Source organism: Arsenicicoccus bolidensis DSM 15745, assembly GCF_000426385.1.
Lineage (GTDB): Bacteria > Actinomycetota > Actinomycetes > Actinomycetales > Dermatophilaceae > Arsenicicoccus > Arsenicicoccus bolidensis.
On sequence record NZ_AUFG01000032.1, the window covers coordinates 1 to 23553 of the forward strand.

The 23553-nt window shown below is 73.3% G+C and carries 19 protein-coding genes; 7 read left to right on the forward strand and 12 right to left on the reverse strand.

Going from position 1 to position 23553, the window contains the following annotated elements:
- Positions 1-120: 120 nt before the first annotated feature.
- The 3 genes from K313_RS0114830 (at position 121) to K313_RS23160 (ending at position 3145) form a co-directional block, all read left to right on the forward strand.
- Positions 121-1461 carry an ISL3 family transposase gene (locus K313_RS0114830; protein ID WP_420804905.1) on the forward strand — a complete coding sequence of 447 codons (1341 nt, stop codon included), beginning with the start codon at positions 121-123 and terminating at the stop codon, positions 1459-1461.
- 384 nt (positions 1462-1845) lie between these two features.
- Positions 1846-2916, forward strand: a complete 1071-nt coding sequence (locus K313_RS0114835; RefSeq protein ID WP_029212267.1) for a DUF222 domain-containing protein — start codon at positions 1846-1848, stop codon at positions 2914-2916.
- A gap of 16 nt (positions 2917-2932) precedes the next feature.
- Positions 2933-3145 carry a hypothetical protein gene (locus K313_RS23160; protein WP_084412905.1) on the forward strand — a complete coding sequence of 71 codons (213 nt, stop codon included), beginning with the start codon at positions 2933-2935 and terminating at the stop codon, positions 3143-3145.
- A gap of 81 nt (positions 3146-3226) precedes the next feature.
- Here the strand turns inward: K313_RS23160 and hrpA are convergent, their stop codons facing one another.
- The 4 genes from hrpA to K313_RS22560 form a co-directional block, all read right to left on the reverse strand.
- Complete coding sequence (gene hrpA, locus K313_RS0114840) at positions 3227-7192, reverse strand: ATP-dependent RNA helicase HrpA (protein WP_029212268.1); 3966 nt, start codon at positions 7190-7192, stop codon at positions 3227-3229.
- Positions 7193-7260: 68 nt separating this feature from the next.
- Entirely contained in the window at positions 7261-7608 is a 348-nt protein-coding gene (locus tag K313_RS21310; protein ID WP_029212269.1) for a DUF2249 domain-containing protein, read from the reverse strand.
- Positions 7609-7657: 49 nt separating this feature from the next.
- Entirely contained in the window at positions 7658-9649 is a 1992-nt protein-coding gene (locus K313_RS0114850) for a DUF6541 family protein (RefSeq protein WP_029212270.1), read from the reverse strand.
- Positions 9650-9654: 5 nt separating this feature from the next.
- Complete coding sequence (locus K313_RS22560; RefSeq protein WP_029212271.1) at positions 9655-10332, reverse strand: hemerythrin domain-containing protein; 678 nt, start codon at positions 10330-10332, stop codon at positions 9655-9657.
- 109 nt (positions 10333-10441) lie between these two features.
- Between K313_RS22560 and K313_RS0114860 the strand changes: the two genes are divergently transcribed.
- From K313_RS0114860 to K313_RS0114875, 4 genes are all read left to right on the forward strand, one after another.
- Positions 10442-11158, forward strand: a complete 717-nt coding sequence (locus K313_RS0114860) for a helix-turn-helix transcriptional regulator (protein WP_084412899.1) — start codon at positions 10442-10444, stop codon at positions 11156-11158.
- Between the two features lie 58 nt (positions 11159-11216).
- Positions 11217-12083, forward strand: a complete 867-nt coding sequence (locus tag K313_RS23985) for an alpha/beta fold hydrolase (RefSeq protein ID WP_029212273.1) — start codon at positions 11217-11219, stop codon at positions 12081-12083.
- Positions 12084-12136: 53 nt separating this feature from the next.
- On the forward strand, positions 12137-14014 hold the full coding sequence (locus K313_RS0114870) for an AMP-dependent synthetase/ligase (RefSeq protein ID WP_029212274.1): 1878 nt from the start codon (positions 12137-12139) through the stop codon (positions 14012-14014).
- 79 nt (positions 14015-14093) lie between these two features.
- Positions 14094-15896, forward strand: coding sequence for an AMP-dependent synthetase/ligase (locus tag K313_RS0114875; protein ID WP_029212275.1), 1803 nt, complete (start codon positions 14094-14096; stop codon positions 15894-15896).
- Here the strand turns inward: K313_RS0114875 and K313_RS0114880 are convergent.
- The 8 genes from K313_RS0114880 to K313_RS0114915 all read right to left on the reverse strand — a co-directional run bounded on the left by K313_RS0114880 (position 15882) and on the right by K313_RS0114915 (position 23542).
- On the reverse strand, positions 15882-16631 hold the full coding sequence (locus tag K313_RS0114880) for a peptidyl-tRNA hydrolase (protein ID WP_029212276.1): 750 nt from the start codon (positions 16629-16631) through the stop codon (positions 15882-15884). The two genes, K313_RS0114875 and K313_RS0114880, sit on opposite strands and share 15 nt — an antisense overlap.
- 31 nt (positions 16632-16662) lie before the next feature.
- Positions 16663-17499, reverse strand: a complete 837-nt coding sequence (locus K313_RS0114885) for a hypothetical protein (protein WP_029212277.1) — start codon at positions 17497-17499, stop codon at positions 16663-16665.
- Between the two features lie 189 nt (positions 17500-17688).
- Positions 17689-18168, reverse strand: coding sequence for a hypothetical protein (locus K313_RS0114890; RefSeq protein ID WP_029212278.1), 480 nt, complete (start codon positions 18166-18168; stop codon positions 17689-17691).
- 69 nt (positions 18169-18237) lie between these two features.
- Positions 18238-19728 (reverse strand): glutamine synthetase family protein, encoded by a 1491-nt coding sequence (locus K313_RS0114895; protein WP_029212279.1) that lies wholly within the window; start codon positions 19726-19728, stop codon positions 18238-18240.
- A gap of 169 nt (positions 19729-19897) precedes the next feature.
- Positions 19898-20740 carry an ATP-binding cassette domain-containing protein gene (locus K313_RS0114900; RefSeq protein WP_029212280.1) on the reverse strand — a complete coding sequence of 281 codons (843 nt, stop codon included), beginning with the start codon at positions 20738-20740 and terminating at the stop codon, positions 19898-19900.
- Positions 20737-21723: an ABC transporter ATP-binding protein gene (locus K313_RS0114905; protein ID WP_029212281.1), complete on the reverse strand. Its 987-nt coding sequence runs from the start codon at positions 21721-21723 to the stop codon at positions 20737-20739. Before K313_RS0114905 ends, K313_RS0114900 begins: the two co-directional genes overlap by 4 nt.
- A complete protein-coding gene (locus tag K313_RS0114910; protein WP_029212282.1) occupies positions 21720-22595 on the reverse strand; it encodes an ABC transporter permease in 876 nt (291 codons plus the stop codon). Before K313_RS0114910 ends, K313_RS0114905 begins: the two co-directional genes overlap by 4 nt.
- A complete protein-coding gene (locus K313_RS0114915; RefSeq protein WP_029212283.1) occupies positions 22592-23542 on the reverse strand; it encodes an ABC transporter permease in 951 nt (316 codons plus the stop codon). The genes K313_RS0114910 and K313_RS0114915 overlap by 4 nt, the downstream gene beginning before the upstream one ends.
- Between the last annotated feature and the right edge of the window lie 11 nt (positions 23543-23553).

The following is a 23553-nucleotide window of genomic DNA, read 5'->3' on the forward strand; positions in this document are numbered from 1 at the left end:
GGGCTCTTCAACCTTGAGGTGGGGGTGAGCGCGACACGCTAGAGCACGGGGTGAGGGTGGTTGGGGGTCGAGGCCTTCAGGATCGGAAGCGTCTCTTCAACCTGACCGGAAGGCCTCGACGTGTCCGAGCCTACGGGGTGCTGCTGCGCTTCCACGACCCCTTCGTACTGTGACCATTGCGACCTGCTGGTCGGCCTGGACGGCTTGCACGTGGTCGACGTCGACAAGACCGGCCATGGCGTGCTCGTGGTCACGATGGAGTCCGCGCCGACGGTGATGGGCTGCCCGACGTGTGGGGTGGTCGCTGAGAGTCGCGGCCGACGCACGACCACGCTGGTGGACATCCCGTGTTTCGCCCGGCCGACCCGGCTGCGGTGGCGCAAACGCACGTGGCGGTGCCTGGAGCCGGCGTGCCCGACCAGGGTGTTCACCGAGCAGGACGAGCAGATAGCCCGCCCGCGCGGGCTGTTGACCACCCGGGCGTGCCGGTGGGTGATCGAGCAGGTCCGCCGCGAGCACGCCTCCATCCACGGACTCGCGCGGCAGCTGGGGGTGGCGTGGAAGACGGTATGGGGCTCGATCCAACCCATCCTGGCGACGCTGGCCGACGACGAGGCCCGGTTCGCCGGCGTGACCACCCTCGGGGTGGACGAACACCTGTGGCACCACGTGAGTCCCCGCAAGCGCGGCCCGAAGGAACTCACCGGCATGGTCGACCTGACCCGTGACAAGGACGGACGCGTCCGAGCCCGGCTGCTCGACCTCGTACCCGGCCGCTCCGGGACCGTGTACAAGACATGGCTCGACCAACGCGGCACGGCGTTCAAGGCTGGGGTCGAGGTCGCCACCCTGGACCCGTTCCACGGCTACAAGAACGCCATCGACGACAAACTCGCCGACGCCACCGCTGTCCTGGATGCTTTCCATGTGGTCGCCCTGGCCGGCCGGGCGGTCGATGAGGTTCGCCGCCGCGTGCAGCAGGAGATCCACGGTCACCGTGGCCGTGCCGGCGACCCGCTGTACGGGATCCGGAACATCCTGCGCTGCGCGGCCGAGCGGCTCACCGAGAAGCAACAGGCCCGCCTGGCCGCTGCCATCGCCGCCGACGAGCGCCACGACGCCGTCCACATCGCCTGGCAGTGCGCCCAACGTGTTCGCGCCGCGTACGCCCACCCCGACCCCGCTCGAGGCCGCCAACTCGCTGAACAAGTCGTCGCCAGCTTCCCCACGTGTCCCATCCCCGAGATCGCCAAGCTGGGCCGCACCCTCAAGCAGTGGAGGGACGCCTTCCTGGCCTACTTCGACACCGGCCGCGCCAGCAACGGCGGCACCGAGAGCATCAACGGGCTCATCGAACTCCACCGCCGCATCGCCCGCGGCTTCCGCAACCGAGACAACTACCGGCTACGCATGCTCCTCATCGGCGGCGGACTCACCCCGCCACCCCCACCGGAAGTGTGAAGAGCCTGCAAAGGAGTGTTTGCAAAACAATCTTTGTGGTCTTGGCTGGCGTCATGATCGATCCCCGCCAACGTCGTCACCCCGGACGTGACCCAGCTACCACAAGAACGATTCACCTGGCATTCTTAGAAATACCCATCGGCCATCGTTCAGGACCTTGCTGCCAAATCGGCGCAGACCCGCATCCCTTGGCCCGTGCGTCTTTGAAGGACGCGGTCAGAGCAGTTCGCCGGAGGTTCCAGCGCTGACACCCACCAAAGACCAACAGCTTCAGGAAATGCGTCACGGCGCCACCATCCGTCATTCTTCTAGACCCTCGGTGAGATTTTCTGCATCCAGGTGACTTCCCTTTCTTGGCGGGCGCCCTCTCGATAGAATAGAGCGATGAAATTCACCGATGTCGTCACCGCGAGAGGGGTCCTCACCGAGGCCCTCACCGCGCTGCGCACGCTCGGTGAGGGCCTGGCCTTCGTCCAGGAGGCGGACCTCGGGGACCTGGCCCGCGAGGCCTCGCAGGTGACGGCTCTCGCGCGTGGGCTGCTCACCGCCACGACGATGGAGGCCGAGGCTCGCGGGCTCCTGGTCACGTCGGGGTCGGGCAACATCGCGCAGTGGCTCCTCGACCACGAGGCGGCCACCCCCGAAGTCGAGCGCAACACGATCGCGCGCGCCGTGCGCGAGACGCGCCGGCGCGAGCTGGCTCCGCTCCGCGACGCGATGGCGTCGGGCGAGGTCAGCCCAGGCGACGCGATCACTGCCGCGAGGACCTTCGACGACCTGCGCCTCACCACCGACCCGGCCATGCACCCCGACATCGTCGACGCCGTCATCGAGCTCGCCCAGGTGGGGTTCAACCGCAGCAGCCTCCGGCGGTTCCGCACCGAGATGCTCGCGCGCTTCGGCACAGCCCGCGACGAGGACCACGAGCTCGACAAGGCCACCCGCCGGGGCGTCACCGGTTGGCACGAGCTGCCCGACGGCACCTGGCGGTTCGAGGCGACCTACGACACGCCCGACAAGGTCGTGCTCGACGCCCTCTTCAACGCGCTCGGTGCTCCCCTCCCCCAGTCCGACGGCATGCCGGACCTGCGCACCCCCGGACAGCGCCGCGCCGACGCCCTCGTCCAGGCCGCGCAGCTGGTCGCCCGGATGGGCACGACGGGTCCCACGGGCACGGACGCCCGCGTCAACCTCATCCTGCCGATCGAGTCGCTCACCCACGCCACCGGCGAGGGCGCCACCGCCGGATCCGACGAGCGCGGCACCCCCCTGATGCCCGCCACCGCGCGTCTGCTCTCGTGCTGCGCGACGGTCACGTCGCCACCCAGCTGCCATCGGGGACGGACCAGCCCCGGCAGCTCGGTGCAGCCGTGTCGGGTCGTGGCGGGCCTGGCGGGAGCGGCGAGGGACGAGCCGCGGATGGTAGGCCCGACGCGGCTGCACCGAGCGGCCTGATGAACCTCCCCACCACATCGTCCATTGGGCCGACGGCGGGGAGACCAACCTCGACAACCTGGCCTCGCTGTGCGGCCCGCACCACCGGTTCATCCACCAGCACCACATCACCGGTCACGTCGACAGCACCGCCCCGAGGGGAGGGCGCAGGGTGAGGTGGCACGTCATGCGCGTCGGGTTCGGATGGAGACCGGCACCACCGCCCGAGCCCGACGAGGTCATCGCCTGAGGCCAGCCTCGTTCCCCGCGGTCCGACATCAGCCCGCCAGCACCCGGCTCTCGCCTGCCCGAGGGTCGGGCACAGGCGCGCTCAGCGGGCCTCGGCCGCGTCCATCGCCTTGTAGATCCGCTGCTCGCTCACCGGGTGCGCCGTCCCCAGCGACTGGGCGAAGAGCGACACCCGCAGCTCCTCGAGCATCCACCGGATCTCGACGACGTCCGGGGCGTCGACGCGCGCAGGCTTGAGGCTCTTGAGGAAGTCGGCGTGCTCCCGCTCCACGGTCGCCACCACGGCCTGCCGCTCGTCGTCCCGGCGCAGGTCGTCCGGGCCCTTCTGCGCCCGTATGACGATCGCGCGGACGTAGCGCTGCAGGTGCCGCAGGCGCGCCCGGCCCGTCTCGGCGACGAACCCAGGATGGATCAGCGCCTCGAGCTGGCGGGTCATGTCGTCCTTCATGGCGCGCGCGGCCGGCGAGAGGCGGTCCAGCGCCAGCCGGGCCTCGCGGGCCGCAACGAGGATGGGCTCCACCTGCTCGATGATCTCGATGACGCGGGCGGACACGAGCTGGCGGACCCGGCGCAGCACCTCGGCATACTGCTCCTGGTCCCGCACGATCCCCGCGGCACCGGCCGTCAGGGAGGGTGTCTCGGCGACGATCGAGTCGATGGTCGCCGCGAGGCAGTCGTCGAGCAGGGCGGGGACGGACCCGTGCGGGTTGTGGCCGAGGGCGATCTTCTGCTGGTTGGTGAGGACGGCGAGGACCCGCTTCCACGGCGGCGTGATGTCGAGCAGCAGGAGCCGCCGCAGGCCGAGTCGTGACGCGACCTCCGCCTCGTGCTCGGTGGCGAGCACCTGCACCGACACCGAGGTGCCGCGGTCGACGAGGGCGGGATAGCCGTGCAGCGTCCGACCGCCCTTGACGCGCTGCTCGAAGGTCGCCGGCAGCGCCCCGAAGTCCCACGTGGTCAGGCCGGTTCGCTCGATCGACGACGCGGCGGACGCCATGGTCTGGCGGACCGTGGGGGCGAGCTGGCGCCGCAGCGCCTCCAGCTCCTTGGACTCGCCGAGCGCCTTGCCCCGGACGTCCTCGACGCGGAAGGTCATGCGCAGGTGGTCCGGGACCTTGCTCCAGTCCCACTCGTCGGGCCGTATGCCGAACCCCGTGCGGCTGCCCAGGGCGGCGGCGAGCTCGTCGACCAGGTCCTGCCCCGACGCCGGATCCGCCTGGGCCAGAGCGGTTCTCGCGTGGTCCGGCGCGGGCACGAAGTGCTTGCGGGTGGCCTTGGGCAAGGACTTGATCAGGGCGGTCGCCAGCTCCTCGCGCATCCCGGGCACGAGCCAGTCGAAGCCCTCGTCGCGCACCTGGTTGAGGACCTCGACGGGGATGTGGCAGGTGACGCCGTCGGCGTCCGCGCCCGGCTCGAACTGGTAGGTCAGCCGCAGCTCCAGCTCGCCCTGACGCCAGGTCTGCGGGTAGTCGGCGCTGACGGACGTGTCGGCACCCTCGGCGACGACCACGTCCTCGGTGAAGGTCAGCAGGTCCGGCGTCTCGTGCCGCGCGGACTTCCACCACGCGTCGAAGTGCCGCCCGGACACGACGGACTCGGGGATGCGGGCGTCGTAGAACGCGAACAGCTCGTCGTCGTCGACCAGGATGTCGCGGCGCCGGGCGCGCTCCTCCAGCTCGGCGACCTCCTTGAGCAGGCGCCGGTTGTCGTGGAAGAAGTGGTGGCCGGTGTCCCAGTCCCCCTCCACGAGCGCGTGCCGGATGAACAGCTCGCGCGCCAGCACCGGGTCGACGCGACCGAGGCTGGCCTTGCGCCCCGCGACGAGCGGTATGCCGTAGAGCGTGACGCGCTCCAGGGCGACCGCTCCGGATCGCTTTCGCTCCCAGTGGGGTTCGGCATACGTCCGCTTGACCAGGTGCGAGCCGAGACGCTCGGCCCAGGCCGGGTCGATGCGCGCGTTGGTGCGCGCCCACAGCCGGGTGGTCTCGACGAGCTCGGCCGACATGACCCAGTCCGGCTGCTGCCGCTGGAGCACCGATCCGGGCTGGATGGCGAAGCGGGCACCGCGGGCACCGGCGTACTCGCGGCGCTCGGGATCGCGAAGTCCGATGTGGGACAGCAGCCCTGACAGCATCGCCTGGTGGATCGCGTCGGGCGTCCCGGGGCTCTTGTTGGGCTCGAGGTGGAGTGCCTTGCACGCCTGCTTGAGCTGCAGGTGCAGGTCCTGCCACTCGCGGATGCGCAGGTAGTGCAGGTACTCCTGCTTGCACATCCGACGAAAGGCGCTGCCGCTCAAGGCCTTCTGCTGCTCGCGGAGGTAGTTCCACAGGTTGAGCCAGGTGATGAAGTCGCTGTGCTCGTCCTTGAACCTCGCGTGCTGCTGGTCGGCCTGGGCCTGCTTGTCGACGGGCCGCTCGCGCGGGTCCTGGATCGACAGGGCTGCCGTGATGACGAGCACCTCTGCGAGGCAGCCGTTCTCGTTGGCCTCGAGGATCATGCGGGCCAGGCGCGGGTCGACGGGCAGGGCCGCGATGGACCGGCCGTATGCCGTCAGCCCCCTGCCTCGCCCGGCGTCGCGTCCCGCGGAGGCAGCGTCGATCGCGCCGATCTCGAGGAGCAGGTTGAGCCCGTCCGTCACCTGCCGCGAGTCCGGCGGGTCGACGAACGGGAACCGCGCGACGTCGCCGAGCCCCAGGGAGATCATCTGCAGGATGACCGACGCGAGGTTGGTGCGCAGGATCTCGGGATCGGTGAACTCCGCTCTGGCGTCGAAGTCCTCCTCGGAGTAGAGCCGGATGCAGATGCCGTCGGAGACGCGTCCGCAGCGGCCGGCGCGCTGCGCCGCCGAGGCCTGCGAGATGGGCTCGATCGGCAGGCGCTGGACCTTGGTGCGCTGGCTGTAGCGCGAGACGCGGGCGACGCCGGTGTCGACGACGTAGCGGATCCCCGGGACCGTCAGCGAGGTCTCGGCCACGTTGGTCGCGAGCACGACGCGACGTCCGGTGTGCCGCGAGAAGACGCGGTGCTGCTCGGCGCTCGACAGCCGGGCGTAGAGCGGGAGGATCTCCGTCCCCGGAAGGCCCAGCCCCTCGAGCGCGTCGGCGGCGTCACGGATCTCGCGCTCCCCGGAGCAGAAGACGAGGACGTCCTGGTCCGAGCCGTCGCCGGACCCGGCCTCGGTCCACAGCTCCTCGACGGCGTCCACGATCCCGGTGACCTGGTCGACCGTCTCGAGCAGATCCCCTGCGAGAGAGAGTCGCTCGAGGGGGCGGTAGCGGACCTCGACCGGGTAGGTGCGACCGGACACCTCGATGATCGGCGCGGGTTCGCCTGCGGCGGAGGCGAAGTGCTCCGCGAACCGCTCGGGGTCGATGGTCGCCGAGGTGATGATCACCTTGAGGTCCGGGCGTCGCGGCAGCAGCTGCTTGAGGTAGCCGAGGATGAAGTCGATGTTGAGCGACCGCTCGTGCGCCTCGTCGATGATGATCGTGTCGTAGCGGCGCAGGTCCCGGTCGCGCTGCAGCTCCGCGAGGAGGATGCCGTCGGTCATGACCTTGACGAGCGTGTCGCGGGTCGAGTGGTCGCCGAAGCGCACCTGGTAGCCCACGGGCCGCTCCTCGTCGGCCGTCCGCTCCCCCGTGATCGGGTGCCCCAGCTCCTCGGCGATGCGCTCGGCCACGGACCGGGCGGCGATGCGCCGCGGCTGGGTGTGGCCGATCAGGCCGTGGATGCCGCGGCCCAGCTCCAGGCAGATCTTGGGGATCTGGGTGGTCTTGCCGGACCCCGTCTCGCCCGCGATGACGACCACCTGGTGGTCGCGGATCGCGGCGGCGATGTCGTCCTTGCGGGCGACGACGGGCAGCTGCTCGGGATAGGTGATCTCGGGGACGAGCGCTCGACGCCGGGCCTCGCGCTCCTGACCCCGCGCCCGGGCGGCCTCGCGCTCCTCGGGCGTGCGGGCGTCGGCGTCCCGTCGGCCCCGCGGTCGGCGCCCCGGCGGACGCCCGCGGCGTCGCTGGTCGCTGGGGCGGGAGGACTCGTCAGGCACGCTCTCCAGGATAGGTGGGCGGTGCAAACCGGTTGCCCGCCGCCGCATCCCCCACCCAGCGAGGGGGATCAGGCGGCGACGCGGACGAACCGCAGCCGCCACACCTGCGGCCCGCGCTGCACGTAGTCCACGGAGAAGCGCTCGGGCCAACGCTGCTCGACCTGGGCCAGCAGCGGCAGCGGGTCGTGCGGGGCCACGAGGATCAGGCCGTTGCCGGGGGCCAGCGACTCGAGCCCGCCGAAGATCACGCCGTGCCGGATGGCGTGCGGCACCACGGTCGCGTCGAGCTCCGGGAGCCCCTCGACCGGGACCACGGGCAGCGAGCGCGCTGGCGCCGCGGTGGCCGTCGCAGCACCAGAGGCGCCGGTGGTGGGCTCGTCGTGGCCGCAGCCGCAGCCGCACGATGACTCGGACATAGGGGTCTCCTCAGCACGATGGGATGATTAAACCCACCATATACCGTGATTAAAAGGAGGCTGCACCGCACCCCGTGATCCGATAGACCGTCACCGTCCCGTCCTGACCGATCGGCTCGAGCCCGCCGATCCCCGCGAGGCCGCGGAGCCCGGCGTAGGTGGGAAAGCGGGGGTCGTTGTCCCACACCCGGTCCGTGTCCTCGACGACATAGCCCACGTGCAGGTCACGCACCGCCTGGCACACCTGCGGGGTGAGCTCCCGCAGGTGCCGCCGCAGCAGGTCGTAGTCGCCGCCGAGCACGCCGCCGAAGTGGGTGAAGACGCTCGGGTGCGCGCTGAGCACGCCCGCCCACTGCCCACCGCCGAAGGGGTCGCCGGCGACCGCCAGACCGTCCTGCCGCGGCCCGAGGACCCGCGCGTAGAGCGCGGCCTCGCGCTGCGTCACCACCGTCCGCCACCACTGCTGGTCCCCGTAGTTGTGGCTCACCAGGCGTTCGGACGATGCCGCCCCCGAGGGGATCCCGGCCGCGATCGCCAGCCCGACGACGACGGCGAGGGCAGCGCGGCCGACGAGCGGGCGGGCGGGCACGAGCCGCTCCCCCAGGCCGACGAGGCACGAGGCGCCGAGCCCGGCCAGCACCAGCGCGGGCACGGCGAGGGGCGCGACCACGCGGTACGGCTCGCGGTCCCACAGCGCCGTGACCAGGGTCCCCCAGCCAGAGGACGCCGAGGCCGCGAAGACGTACATCGTGGCGGTGAGCAGGTAGCCCACCACGAGCCAGGCCCGCCGCGTGCGCACGGCCTGGACCGCGCCGACCGCGACCAGCAGAGCCAGCACCAGCCAGCCGGGCGTCAGGTGGGTGCCGAGGGTGAGCACCTCGCGCACGGCGTCGCCGGGGTCCGTGACCGTGCGGGCCCGGCTGACCAGCAGCGACCGCACGTTGGGCGTGCGGGCCACGACCACCACGCCCACGACGCCGACGAGCACCACCAGGGTGAGCCACCACGTGGCTGCACGGCGCGCCTGCGGGTGGCGTCGCGTGAGCTCTCGCGTCTGACGCCATACGGCCGGCACGAGCATCGGGGCACCGAGGACGAGGAGGCTCAGCGCCGCCGAGGGGTGGACGAGCGCCAGTCCCAGACCGGCCCCCGCGGCGACGAGGAACCAGCCTGCCCTGCGCGTGAGCCGTGCACTGCTGCCGCAGGCCGCCACCATCAGGGCCAGCAGCCCGGGCGAGAGGGCCACGCCTGCGGCGTTGGACCACAGCACCCCGAAGTGCAGCAGCAGCGTCGGAAAGACCAGCGTCACCGGGAGCGCGAGGGCCACGGCCCACCGGGCCACGGGGTCGGGCCCTGCCACCTCGCGGACCAGGAGCATCATGCCGACCGGCCACACCACGGCCGCGAGGACGAGGACGACGACGTTGAGCGCCACCACGGGGTGCGCGCCGCCCAGCTGCGCCACCAGGGCGGCGTGGGCGTGCAGCCCCGGCGGGTAGAACGTGGTGCTCGACAGGGGCGACGAGGTGGCCCCCACGGAGTACCACCCGGCGTCGCCGGTGGCGAGCACCCTGGCCAGGGCGTTGACGTGGTAGCCGGCGTCGTGGGACTGCTGCAGCGAGCTCGGCGAGGGGATGCCGCGCACGAGGACCCACCAGGACCCGAGGACGGCGACGGCCGCGGGCCCGAGGGACGCCACGGCCGACGGGACCTTTCGCGCCCGCGGACCGGCCCGGGTCGCCCCGTCGTCGACCGCGGCCGTTCCCCGGCCGGCGAGGAGGCGCACCACCAGGAGCGTCAGCCCGCCGGCCACGACCGTGGTCAGCAGGAGCGGTATGACGCCCCAGCGCACCCCCGTCCACGTGGTCCAGGCCACGGCCGCCCCCACGACGCCGGCGGACACCACCGGCGCCGCACCCACGACCATCCGTGGGGTGGCGCGAGCCGCGACGAGCAGCAGGGCACCGGGCAGGAGGTGGAGGAGCAGGGAGACCGCCACGAGGGGCGTCGCACCCCACCAGGTCGTCCCGGTCGGGAGCACGACCCTCAGTCGACCCGGGTGACGGTCACGGCGGCCTTGTCGGCGGCCCGCTCCTCGTCGGTGCGCGCGTCGTCCGCGGAGCCGCAGCCCCCGCCGCCGCCGCAGCCGCCGCACCCACCGCCGCTTCCGCACCCACCCGTGGGCTCGGAGTGCGACGCCTCGACGTCGGCGGCGACGTTGGCGGCGTACTGCTGGGCGAGGGCGTCGGCGGCGCGGCGGGTCTCGGCATACGCCTCGGCGGAGCCGTCCTGGGCCTCGAGGAGGCCGGCGAGGAGCTGGTCCTCCTTGGCGAGGTGGGCACGGAGCAGGACGCGCAGCGCCTGCGCGTCGCCGGCGAGCTGGGCGGCGTCCTGGGCGGCGTTGACGGCGTCGACCAGACCGGCGATGACGCGGTGGTCGGCGACGAGCCCCTGCACCAGCAGGGATGCCTCGGGCACCCGCGCGGCGCGGGGATAGAGGACCTGCTCCTTGGCCACGGCGGAGGGCACGAGCTCGAACTGGCACCAGGTCGCGAGGTCGGCGTGCGCCTGCCCGAACGCGGTTGCGTCGGCAGCGCCGATCGCCCCGATCAGGGCGTCCACCGTCTGGTCGACGGTCTGCGCGAGGGCGAGGTTGTCGGCCCGCAGCCCCTCGCCGGTGGTCGTGGTCGGTGCCGTCTCGGCGACGTCGGCGACGCTCGTCATCGCGTCAGCTCCTCACCGGGCCCTGAGGCCCGTCGTGCCCGGGCGGCGCTGGGGCTCGCCCCGGGGTCCTGGTGGTTCGGTCGGGGTCTCTAGACTAGTCGTCGTGGCCATGACATCTCCGCAGCGGCCTGGCCCTGGCCCGCTGCCCGGCCCTGAGGGCACCGAGCCCCAGGTGCTGACGTCAGCACGGCAGGCGGTCCTGCGGGTGCTGCGCGAGCACGCCGCGCCCATGACGGTCGACGAGGCCGCCCAGGCGTGCGGGCTGCACAACAACACCGTCCGGGCCCACCTCGACGCGCTGGTCGAGGCCGGGTTCGCCCGCCGGTTCCGCGCCCCGATCACCGGCCGCGGTCGCCCGGCCTGGCGCTACGAGGCGACGCTGGCCGGCTCGGAGGCCGGTGCGGAGTATGCCGCCCTCGCGGTCGCCCTCGCCGACCAGGTGGCCGAGCTGCCGGGCGCCACCGACATCGCCCACGCCGCCGGCGTCGCCTGGGGCGAGTCCCTCGCCGACGACCGGTCCGTGCCCTCGCAGGCCACGCCTCGCGAGCAGCTGAGGGTGGACTTCGACCGGATGGGGTTCGCCCCGGACGACGCCCCGCCCGGGCGCGGGCCGGGCGAGGGTGAGGAGCTCGTCCTGCGGCAGTGCCCGATGCTCGATGCCGCCCGACGCGTGCCGCACGTCGTGTGCACCGTCCACCAGGGCCTCGCGGCCGCCCTCGTCGAGGCCGCCGGCGGTGATCCCGCCTCGGTGCGGGTCGAGCCGTTCTCGGTCCCGGGCGGGTGCCTGGTGCGGCTCGAGGACCCCGGGCCGGGGGCAGGTCGCTGACGCCGCCCACCGTGGGCAGGTGCACCGGCCGCCCGAACCGGCGGTATCGTTCGACCACGTGAACGACGCCTATCGCTCCCCCGCCGCACGGGACACCGTGCACGAGTGGTGCACCGCAGCGCTCGCCGGCTGGGGCGTGGGGCACGAGTCCCGCACCCTGGAGGTGCCGGTCCACGACACCACGGTCTCGACGCACGTCGTCGCCGTCGGCGAGGGTCCCCCGCGGCTGGTCTGGCTCCCCGGGACGGCCATGAGCGCGGCGTCCAGCCTGGACGAGATCGGTACGCTTGCCGAGCACGGCACCGTGTGGGCGCTGGACCTGCCGGGCCAGCCCGGCCTGTCCGACCCGACGCGGCCCCGACGCGACACCACGGCGTGGTACTCCACCTGGCTGGAGGCAGCCCTGCACGCCATCACCCTCAAGTGGTCATCGGCCCGCGAGCTGACGCTGGTGGGCAGCGGCCTCGGGGCAGCCGTCTGCCTGAGCGCGGACTCCCCCGTCGTCACCGGACGATTCCTCGTCGGACCGGGCGGGCTCGTGCCCCCGCGCACCTCCGCGAGCCAGGTGCGCGACCGCACCCGCTGGTCGCTGCGCTCGACGCCCGTGACCGCCCGCGCCGTGCTCGGGCACCTCGTGGAGCCCGGCGGCGCCATCCCGGACACCCTCGTCGAGTGGCTGGCCCTGGTGGGGCGGACCTGCAAGACGATCAACCACCCCCGGCCCCTCCCCCAGCACTACCTCGACCGGATCGACGGCGCGCCCCTCACGGTGGTGGTCGGCGAGGACGACACCCTCGTCCCGCCGCCCGCGCTGTCGGCCACCGTCGCCCGTCGCACGAGCGCGACCGTGGTCGTCGTGGACGGCTGCGGCCACCTGCTCCCCCCGGAGCGGTGGGAGCAGGTCCTGCGAGTCCTGCCCGCGTGACCTCGTCGGCCCCTACGCTAGGAGCCGATGCGTCGAGGACCAGGGAGCGAGCCGTGACCGAGCACCTCGCTGCCCTGGTCCTCGCCCGCGCCGACGCTCACCCCGACGCCGTCGCCCTGCGGGGGCGGACCGACGACGGCTGGGCGCAGATGACCTACGCCGACCTCGCGGCCCAGGTGCGCCACGTCTCCCACGGCCTCATCGCCAGCGGCCTGCACCCGGGCGATGCCGTGGCGATCATCGCCGACAACCGGCCGCAGTGGCTGGTGACCGAGCTGGCGGTCGTCGCCTGCGCCGGCGTCGTCGTCCGGCTCGGACCCGCCACCCCGGTGGAGGAGCTCGCGGCGGTCCTGCGCGAGACCGAGACGCGCGTGGCGTTCGTGGGCGGCGACGTGCTGGTGCGCAGCATGCGGCGGCTGGCCGGGCGGCTGCCCTCCCTGCGCGTCGTCGTCTGCTTCGACGAGAACCCCGACGTGGTCCCGTACCTCGACGACTTCGTCGGCCTGTCCTTCGGCAACGCGGTGGACGACCTGGGGGCCGAGGTGGGAACCCACGGCACCTTCTCCTGGGACCGCGTGATGGCGGCGCCCTTCGACATCGCCACGGCCGCCGAGGCCGCCCGCCGCAGGGACGCCTGGTCGCCCGACGACATCGCGTTCATCGACTACACCGTGGGGGGCGCCGGCGAGCTGCGCGGCGTGGTCCACACCCACCGCTCGGCCCTGACGACGGTCAAGGCGATCGCCGAGGCGTTCCGGGTCACCGAGCCCCTGCACGAGGTCACCACCCTCCCCCTGCACCACTCGATCCAGCACGGCAGCAGCCTGATCGCCCTGCTGTCCGGCGGCTCGGTGTCCTGCGTGGGCGAGCCCGACGACATCCGGGATGCCGTCCGCGAGCTCCGCCCCACCCTGCTCATGACCTCCTTCCCGGTGCTGCGCCGCCTCGTGGGAGACGCCCTCGAGCGCGCCACCGACGAGCTGCCTCTCGGCTCGGTGCTGGTGCCCTGGTGCCGTCGCGTGTCGGTCGCGGACGCGGCCCGGCGCTCGGAGCGGCGGGGCCCCGGAGGCCCGGCGGACGAGCTGCGCTCGCGCGCAGCGCGGCTCCTCGTGGGCACCCGGGTCGCGCGGGAGCTGGGCGGGCCCAAGGCCGTGCTCCTGGTCGCCGGCGTGGGGGCACCGCCAGAGATCATGAGCCTGCTCGAGACGGCGGGGCTCCCGGCATACCGCTGCTGGGGACCGCTGGAGTCCGGGGTCCTGGCGACCGTCAACGCCCCCCACGCCGCCAAGGACGGATCGGTGGGCCGACCCCTGTCCTGCCTGTCCCTGCGCATCGACGAGGACGGTCAGGTGCTGCTGAGCGGGCCCGGCCTGATGCGGGGCTACTTCGGGCTGCCGTCCGAGACCACCCGGGTGCTGCACGACGGGTGGCTCCACACCGGCCAGATCGGCCGGGTCGACGACGACGGCTACCTGCACCTCACCAGCCGCCTCGACGACCGCATCGTCACCGAGTCGCTGCGCTACGTGTCGCCCCAGGTCGTGGAGGAGCGGCTGCGGTCGATGCCGATCATCTCCGACGTCGTCGTCGTCGGGGACGGGCGCCCCTGCCTCACGGCGATCGTGGAGGCGGACGTCGAGCTGGCCCGGCAGGCACGGCTCGCCGCGGGTGATCCCTCGCCAGCGGACGCCGAGGCGCTGGCCGCCGACCCGCTGGTCGTCCGCGCCGTCGGCGACGCCATCCGGCTGGCCAACGCCTCCCTGTCGCCGGACCAGTGCATCCAGGGATTCCGGCTCGCCGCGTCCCCGCTCGGCCTGCTCGGCAGCCCCGCCGCCGCGGGGTTCGTGCGGCGCCAGCGGGTGGAGCGGGAGTGCGCCGCGGCCATCGACGAGATGTACTCCGCCCTCGCCATCGAGCCCTCGCGGCGCTGACGATCGCGTGCCCCGGCCTCGGGCGGGCGGCCGTGGGCTACGGTGAACCTGACCCACCCTCGACGGAGCTGGAGCCCCGATGCCCGTGCCTCGAAGCGACACCGCGGGAGCCGCTGCACCCGTGGTCCCGTCCCCGCGATTCTCCGAGGACCACCTGGCCCGGCTCTATGCCCGGGTCGTGCGCGAGCACGGTGACCGCCCCGCGATGCGCGTGCTGGGCGAGCGGGGCTTCACCTGGTCGTATGCCGAGGTGGGCCGCCGCGTCGAGGCGGTCGCCCGGGCCCTGGTGTCCCACGGCGTGCAGCCCGGCGACCGGGTCGCGATCCTGGCTCCCAACGGCCCGGAGTGGTCGGTGGTCGACCTCGGTGCCCTGGCCGCGGGGGCGGTCCCGGTGCCGATCTACCCGACCTCCACCGCCGACCAGGTCGGCTACGTCCTCGAGCACAGCGGCGCGACCGCCGCGTTCGTGGGCGACGCGGACCTGCTGGGCCGGGTCACGTCGACCCCGGCCGGGGCCGACCTGCGGCTGCTCGTGGCCTTCGACGACGCCACCGGGGCGGAGCCGTGGACGCGGGTGCTCAGGCACGGGGACGATGACGGCACCGACGACCACGCGCTGGCCGCCGAGGTGGCCCGGCGCACCGAGGCCGGCCGCGGCGAGGACCTCGCCACCATCATCTACACCTCCGGCACCACCGGCCGTCCCAAGGGCGTGGCCCTCTCGCACGCGACGATGCTGCACCAGCTGCACGCGGTGGACGCGTTCTTCGACTTCGGCCCGGACGACTCGAGCCTGGCCTTCCTGCCCCTGTCGCACGCGCTCGAACGAGCCTGGACCTACTTCGTGCTGTCCCACGGCGCCCTCAACACCTACGTCCGCGACCCCAAGACCGTCGCCGACCAGCTGCGGGAGGCGCGCCCGTCCGCGCTCGTGGCGGTGCCCAAGCTCTACGAGACCGTCTACTCCGTCGCCCACGCCATGGCCGACAAGAGCCCGGTGCGGCGGCGCATCTTCGACTGGGCCTTCCGCGTGGGGCGCCGCGTGGGCGAGCTGCGCCTCGCGGGCCGACCGGTCCCGGCCCACCTGCGGGCCCGGCTCCGGGTCGCGGACCGGCTCGTGCTGCACAACGTGCGCGACGCCATCGGCGGAGAGAAGTCCGTCCTCGCCGTCGGCGGCGCCCCGCTGCGGCCCGAGGTCGAGGAGTTCTTCTGGGCCGCAGGGGTTCTCGTGTGCGAGGGCTATGGCATGACCGAGACCGGTCCCCTCATGACCTTCAACTGCCCGGCCGCCGTCCGCTTCGGCACGGTCGGCCGGGTCATCCTCGACGGGGAGCTCCGGCGCGGGGACGAGGGTGAGCTCTTCTACCGCGGGCCCAACCTGATGGCGGGCTACTGGCGTGACGAGGAGGCCACGCGCGAGGTCCTCGTCGACGGCTGGCTGCGGACCGGTGACGTCGGCGAGATCGACGACGACGGCTTCGTCCGCATCACCGACCGGCTCAAGGACCTCATCGTCACGCAGCAGGGCAAGAACATCGCCCCCGCCCCCATCGAGGCCCGCATCGCCGAGCATCCCGGGGTCGAGCACGCCGTCGTCATCGGGGACCGCCGCGTCTGCCTCGTCGCCCTCGTCCAGCCCACGGCCGACGCGGGCGACGACGTCCTCGAGGACGTGCGGCGCCATCTCGAGACCGTCAACGCGGACCTGCCCCACCAGGAGCAGGTCCGTGGCGTCGAGCTGCTGGACGAGCCCCTGACCATGGACGCCGGGCTCCTGACCCCGACCCTCAAGGTGCGCCGCCGGGCCGTCGAGGAGAGGTTCGCCGACCAGCTCGACCGGATGTATGACGAGATCCGGCGAGCCCGCTCAGCAGGTCGCTGACCACCACGCCCGCACCGTCTCGGTGGGTCCGTCGAGCTCGGTGAAGCCGGCGTCGACCACGCTCACCGGCGCACCGGCGCACGCGCGCCAGCCGGCCTCGTCGGGGCGGGCCACCCGGACGCGATAGCCGTCCTCGGCCCAGGCCTGCAGCGCCGGGTCGTCAGCCGCGACCATCGCTTCGTAGGCGAGCTGTGCTCCGTGCCCGCACTGGGCGGCCGTCTTGCCGCTCGTCATCTCGACGTGCGGCGACAGGGCGACCGTCACCACGGCCCCCGCCCGCCCCTCGCGCTGCTCTGGCGTCGTGGCCGGGTAGGTCGTCCCGCTGACCTGGAGGGCATCCAGCTCAGGTGGCAGCGGACGGGTCGGCATCGGCACGTAGGCGCGGACCGCCGCCGGTCCGTCCGTCACCGTCACGCCCGGCACCACCTGCGCGCGCTCCCACCGCACCCCACGCGCACGGCGCACGAGCTTGCGGATGCGCCCGTCCCGCCAGCGCCGGACGGCCTCGGACCAGTCGCCGTCACGGGCCCTGTGGTCGGCCAGCAGGGTGACGACGGCACGCGCGGCCGTGGCGGCGACGAGGTCCTCGTCGGGGAGGTCCGCCTTGTCGTAGCGCAGCGCCACCTGCATCGCCCACGGAACGTCGGGGCCGTCGACCGGCAGGTGGCCGTCGACCGGCAGGTGGCCGTCGATCGGCTGGGAGCCGTCGATCGGCTCGCTGTCGTGCTGGGACATCGGGTCCTCTCCGCAGGATGGGACCCTCAGGCTAGTGCGCTCGAGGACCCCGTCCGGGCCGCGCGGGGCCGTGGCCCACCCTCCGGCCGGGCCTGACCGGGCTCGTCTGCGGCGTCGACCTCGCAGCCTGCGGCGAGGACCTGCGCGCCGGCGGCGTGGTGGCCGCGTCGCGACGCCCCTGAGCGGCGCGACGAGCTCCGCCCGGAGTGGCGCTGTGGCCCCTATGGCCCTTGTGCGCGTCCACCCGGGCGTGGTTCTTGGCAGCAGAGGAGCGCCCCTGGCCGCCGGACGACGTCGACGGGGCGGGCGCCGTCCGCCGGCTCGCCGGACGCGGCGGGTCCTCGCCCGACCGGGCGCTCGGCGCGCTCCCTGCAGCAGGACCGGCGGGTCTGTTCGTCGCCGCGGGGGCGACGCCGGCTCCAGGGGCTCGTCGCACCGCCTGCGCACCCGGCTCGGCGGACGCCTCCGCGGTGCTCGGGGCGGGGGTGTTCGGGGCAGAGGTGGTCGGCGCGACACCGCCGACGGGCGGCAGGGACCGTGGGGCCGCGGCGGTGGCGCCAGGGGCCGGCCGCGTGGCGCGGACGTGCAGGTGGCTGGACAGGTCGGGACGGCTGGCCGGCACGAGGCCCTGCAGGTCGACGCCGGGGCGGGAGGCGATGCCCGCCAGCGCCGCGGTCAGGACGACGGCGATCAGCAGCACCACTCCCCCGGCGACGACAGATCGGGCGGTGCTGCCCTGCTCGGGATCGATCTCGGCCTCGGAGTACACCGCGCCGCGGTGCAGCGGGAGCTCCGTGTCGGAGACGGTGCCGCCGGACCGAGACTCGTGGTCTGCGGGGCCATCGGCCCACCACGGCTGCTCGATCATGACTTCCTCTCGACGGAGGTGCGACGCGGGGCTGGCGTCGAGTGACATCGCTGTCCCTATCCTCCACCGAGCGTGCGCACTCGTGGCCGAGTGGATGATCGTTCACCCGGATGACCCCCGCCAAGGTGGGACATTACCGGACAGTACGGACGGCCGCCAGGGTTTGTTGAAGAGAGAACGAGGGACTTCTCAGGCGACGCGGCGACGTGGCCGCAGCACGGCCCGCACGGCAGCACCCACGACCCGGTCGTCGTCCTCGAGGCCGCCCGGCAGGTGGTCAGGCACGCCGTCGTCCACCTCGGCGAGATAGGCCATGGCGGTCGCGAGCACGACCCGCTCCTCATGCCCGAGGTGCTGCCACCCGGCCATCAGCGCCATCAGGTCGTTGGCCAGCTCGCGGAGGCGGTCCGCGCTGCCGGGCATGGCGCAGACGTGCCGTTCCAGACGGCGCGAGAGGTCGATCATCGCGGCGTCGTCCACCGCGGCGACGAGTCGCTCCAGGTCGCCCCACAGGTCGGTCAGCTCGTCGCGGAAGCTCTCGAGGGCCGAGGTCGTGAGGGTCGTTCCCGACTCCCCCCTCGCTCCAGCACGGCCGTCCCCCGCCGTGGTGCTCTCGGTGGTGTGGCGGGTCGTCGTGCCCGCGCCGTGGGTGCCCTCGGTGGTCCTCACGCCATCGACCCTAGGCCGGGTCCCTGGAGGTCTGCTGGAGATTCACCAAGAAAGGAGGGGCCTGGTCGGTCACCCGCAGTGGAGGTGCTCCTGCACCAGCGCGGCGAGGCCGTCGGCGTCGCCGTAGAGACGCTCGGAGAGGTCGTCGTCCTGGTAGGACCGCAGCATCGTCGCCTGGGCGTCGACCAGCCCGGGCGGGAACACCCCGCCCTCCTCGTAGTGCTCACGGTCCGCCAGCAATGCCTCCGCCGAGCGGGCGCAGGACGAGGGCAGCTGGGCGAGTCCCTCGACGCGAGAGGCGTCCTCGCGCACGTAGCACCGCCGCGCGTGCTCGAGGGAGTCCTGCCCCAGCAGTCCCGTCCGCGCCGCCACCGCGAGCCCCGCCAGCAGGAGGTGGACGTGCGCGGACCCGTCCGGGGACCGCACCTCGACGGTCTGACCGGACGTGCCGTCCACGTGCTGCGCGGGCTCGAGCGGGTTCGCGTCGCGCAGCATCCGATCGCCGACGCCGGCCCACCCGAGCGGCACCCGGACGAGCGCCGACCGGTTGCGGTCGCCCCAGCAGATCGACGTCGGCGCCTCCTGGTGCGGGACCAGCCGCAGGTATGACGTCGGCACCGTGTTGCCGAACGCCGTCAACGACGCCGCCAGCCGCAGGTAGCCCGCGATGACGCGGCGAGCGTCGTCGGTCAGGCCCTCGGCGTCGGCGAAGACGGCCCGGCCGCCACGGGTCAGGCGGGTGTGGACGTGCATGCCGGAACCGGCCTGCCCCACGATGATCTTGGGCGCGAAACTGACCTGCAGGCCGTGGCGGTAGGCCACCTCGCGCAGCACCCACTTGGCGAGGACCAGCTGGTCGGCGGCCTCCTCGATCGGCACGGGCAGCAGCTCGATCTCGTGCTGCACCATCTCCTGCCCGTCGTGGACGATGTTGCCGACCTCGGCGTGGCCGTACTTGACCTGCACCCCCATGCGCACGAGGTGCGCCATCGTCTCGCGTCGGACGTGACCCCACTTGGAGTAGGGGTGCGCCTCGTGGTAGCCGCGCTGCTCGACGATGGGGTAGATCGAGTCCACCTCGCTGAACAGGTAGTACTCCAGCTCGCCGAGGGCCTCGAGACGGCACCCGGTGGTGGCCTCGAGGTGGGCCTGTGCCTTGCGCAGGACCTGCTCGGGGGCCGACGCCAGGGGCTCGCCGTCGGCGTCGTAGAAGGAGCACATGAGGTCGAGCGTCGGCTCCTCGGCGAAGGGGTTGACGAACGCCGTGCGGTACCGCGGGACGACATACAGGTCGCTGGCGGCGGCGCCCACGAACGGGAACAGGCTGGACCCGTCCACCCGCTCCCCGAGGGTGAGGATCCGGTCGAGGTGCTCGAGCGAGCCGATCGCGAAGTTGAGCTTCTTGAGACGCCCGTCGCCCGCGACGTAGCGCAGGTCGAGCATCGTGATGCCCTGCTCCTGCACGAAGCGGACGATGTCGGCCTTGGTGAAGCTCGCGGCGGGCTTGCCGAGGGCGCGGACCAGGGTGTGCGGCGTCAGGGAACGGTCGATGTCGAGCATGTCGGCTCCTGGGGGCGGTCGCCGGGGTGTGGCGACCCGAGGTGGTGTGGCACGTCGTCGTGCGACCCCTCCATCGTGCCCACCGCACACCGGCGCCCGTCGTCCGGGGTGGGCCTACCCGAGGTAGTCACGTCGGCCGGGGTTGGCAGGCCAGGTCGATGTGACTACCTCAGGCAGGTCTGCCGGCGGCGAGGTCCGCGGCGGTCACGCCGGCGAGGGCGCGGCGCACCGACGGCACGGCCGCGACGAGGCGCTGGGTGTAGGCGTGCTGCGGGTCGTCGTAGACCTGCGCCGTCGGCCCGCTCTCGACGACCTGCCCCTCGTGCATCACCGCGACCCGGTCGCACACGTGCCGCACCACGGACAGGTCGTGCGACACGAACACCAGGGTCAGCGACAGCTCGCGGACCAGGTCGTCGATGACCCCCAGCACCTGCGCGCGCACCGAGACGTCGAGCGCCGAGACCGGCTCGTCGGCCAGCAGGATCCCGGGCGACGGCGCGAGCGCCCGCGCGATCGCGATGCGCTGCCGCTGCCCTCCCGAGAACTGGTGGGGATAGCGCCGCGCGGCGTCGGGCGAGAGCCCCACCGACGACAGCAGCTCGCCGACCCGCGCGTCGACGTCGACCGTCCGCGCGAGCCCCAGCGCGTGCAGCGGCTCGGCCACGATGGTCCCGACCCGGTGGCGCGGGTCGAGCGAGCTCATCGGGTCCTGGAAGACCACCTGCAGGCGGTGCCGCAGCCACGCCAGCTCACGGTCGGACGCCCGCGTGACGTCCCGCCCGTCGACGGCCACGGTGCCGCTCGTGGCCCGGTCGAGCCCGGCGACGATGCGCAGCAGGGTCGACTTGCCCGATCCGGACTCCCCCACGACGCCGAGCTTCTCGCCCGGCGCGACCTCCAGGCTCACGCCGCGCAGCGCCCGGATGACGGGGGCGGGCTCGAGCAGCCGGCGACGCGGCCGGGGGTAGTCCCGCGTGACGTCGTGCACCGCGATGGCCGGGGTCGTCATACGAACATCTCCGTCTGCGCGGGGTGGTGGCAGGCGAAGCCCCGCTCCCCCAGCGGGCCGGGCTCGGTCGTCCACGGCGGCGTGACCCGGCACGCGTCCGTGGCCTTCCAGCAGCGGGTGCGGAACACGCAGCCCTCGGGGAGCTCTCCGGCGGGCGGCACGGACCCGGCGATGGTCCGCAGCCGCCCGGTGGCGGGATCGACCGCGAGGTCGGACGCCGCGAGCAGGCCCTGGGTGTAGCGGTGACGCGGGTGCCGGAACACCTGCTCGACGGGGCCGGCCTCGACGATGCGACCGCCGTACATCACGGCGACGGACTCGCACACGGTCGCGACGACGGCCAGGTCGTGGGTGATGAACAGCAGCGCCGCATCACGGGACTCGACGCCGCGCACGACGAGGTCGAGCACCTCCGCCTGCACCGTCACGTCGAGCGCGGTCGTGGGCTCGTCGCAGATGAGCAGGGCGGGGTCGTTGGCCAGGGCGATGGCGAGGACCACCCGCTGGCGCTGGCCGCCGGACAGCTGGTGGGGATAGGCCCGGGCGAGGTCCGCGGGATCAGGCAGCCGGACGGCCTCGAGCAGCTCGGCGGCCCGGGCCCGGGCCGCCGCCCGCGACGGCTGGGTCCCGTGGATGGTCATGGCCTCGGCCACCTGGTCGCCGACGCGCATCGTGGGGTTGAGGGCGGTGAGCGGCTCCTGGAAGACCATGGCGACGTCCCGGCCCCGGACCGCCGACAGCTCCTCCTCGGACGCGCCCACGACGTCGTGCCGCACGCCCGCGAGCCGGATCGACCCGCTCGCCCGCAGGGTGCGGGGCAGCAGGCCCATGATGGCCAGCGAGGTGATCGACTTGCCGGAGCCCGACTCCCCGATCAGCCCCACCCGCTCCCCCGGTGCGATCGTCAGCGACACGTCCTCGAGCAGGCGGGTGTCCCCCGCGTCGATGGTGAGCCCGCTGATCTCGAGCACGTTGCCGCTCATCGGCGGTCCTCCAGCGTGGGGTCGAGCAGGTCGCGCAGGCCGTCGCCCAGCAGGTTGAAGCCGAGGACCGCGAGGGCGATGGCGAGCCCGGGGATCCAGGCCAGGCGCGGCGTCTGCCACAAGGTGGCCTGGCTGTCGTAGAGCATGCGCCCCCAGCTCGGCACGTCGGGCGGCGTCCCGACCCCGAGGTAGGACAGGCCGGCCTCGGCGAGGATCGCCATGCCGAAGGCCACGGACGACTGCACGATGACGAGGTTGGCGACGCCGGGCAGCACGTGGTGCACCGCGATCCCGAGGGGGGTGCGGCCGGCGGACCGGGCGGCCATGACGTACTCGCGCTGCATGATCGACAGCACGCCCGAGCGCGTCACCCGCGCGAAGGTGGGGATCGACGCGATGCCGATCGCGACCATCGCCACCGTGGTCGAGCCGCCGCGCACGGCCGCCAGCATGATCGCCAGCAGGAGCGCGGGGAACGCCAGCAGCAGGTCGTTGGCCCGCATCACCAGCCGGCCCACCAGGCCGCCGCGCATGCCCGCGAGCACGCCGAGCGGCACCCCCACGACGGCGGCCAGCCCGACCGCGACGATGCCCACCAGCAGGGTGGTGCGTGCGCCCACCATCAGCCGCGACAGCTCGTCCTGGCCCAGCCGGTCGGTGCCGAGCGGATAGCCGGCCATCGGGCCGCGCAGCGCCACGGACCCGTCGGTGAGGCCGGGCGGGTGCGGGGTCCAGACGAAGCTGACCAGCGCCGTCACGACGACCAGCCCGACCAGGACGGTGCCGACGACCAGCGACGCGTCGACCCGACGACCACCACGGGCACCGTGGGCACGGTGGGCGGCGGGGGATGCTGGGGGCCCGCTGCTCATCGCGCCCCCGTCCGCAGGCGGGGGTCGAGCACCAGGTAGAGCACGTCGACCAGCAGGTTGATCAGCAGGACCGCCACGACCAGCACCATGACGACGTCCTGGACCACGACGAGGTCTCGGTTGCCGACGCTGTCCAGCAGCAGCGACCCGAGCCCAGGTATGACGAACACCCGCTCCACGACGACCGCCCCGATGAGCGTCGTCGCCAGCTGCAGGCCGAGGACGGTCATCACGGGGACCGACGCGTTGCGCAGGCCGTGCCGCACGAGCGCGGGCCCGGGACGCAGCCCCTTGGCGCGGGCCGTGCGCAGGTAGTCCTCGTGCAGCACGTCGAGGATGGCGGACCGCACGTAGCGCGCCAGCACCGCGGCCTGCACGATGCCCAGAGAGAGGGCGGGCAGGATCAGCTGCTTGACGAACATCGCGGGGTCCTGCGCGGGCGGCGTCCACCCGTTGGCGGGCAGCCAGCGCAGCTGCACGGAGACATAGCTGATGAGCAGCACGCCCACGAGGAACGCCGGCACGGCCACCCCCACCTGGGACAGCGCCGCCAGCACGACCCCGGCGGGTCGTCGGTGGTGCAGCGCGGTCAACGTGCCGAGCGGTATGGCCACCAGCACGGCCACCACCATCGCGGCGAGGACGAGCAGCAGGGACACCTGGAGGCGGTCGGCGACCTGCGGGGCGATGTCGGCGCGGGACACGTAGGACTGGCCCAGGTCGCCGGTCACGAGGCCCCGCAACCACTCGGCATACTGCACGACCAGCGGCCGGTCGAGCCCGAACTCGTGCCGAAGCGCGGTCACGGCCTCCTCGGTCGCGTTGGTGCCGAGGGCCACCCGTGCGGGGTCACCCGGCAGCAGCACCATGAAGCCGAAGACGAGGACGCTGCTGACCAGCAGCGACACCAGGAAGGTCCCGACGCGGCGCAGCAGTCCGAGGAGCATGGGCTGGGGGT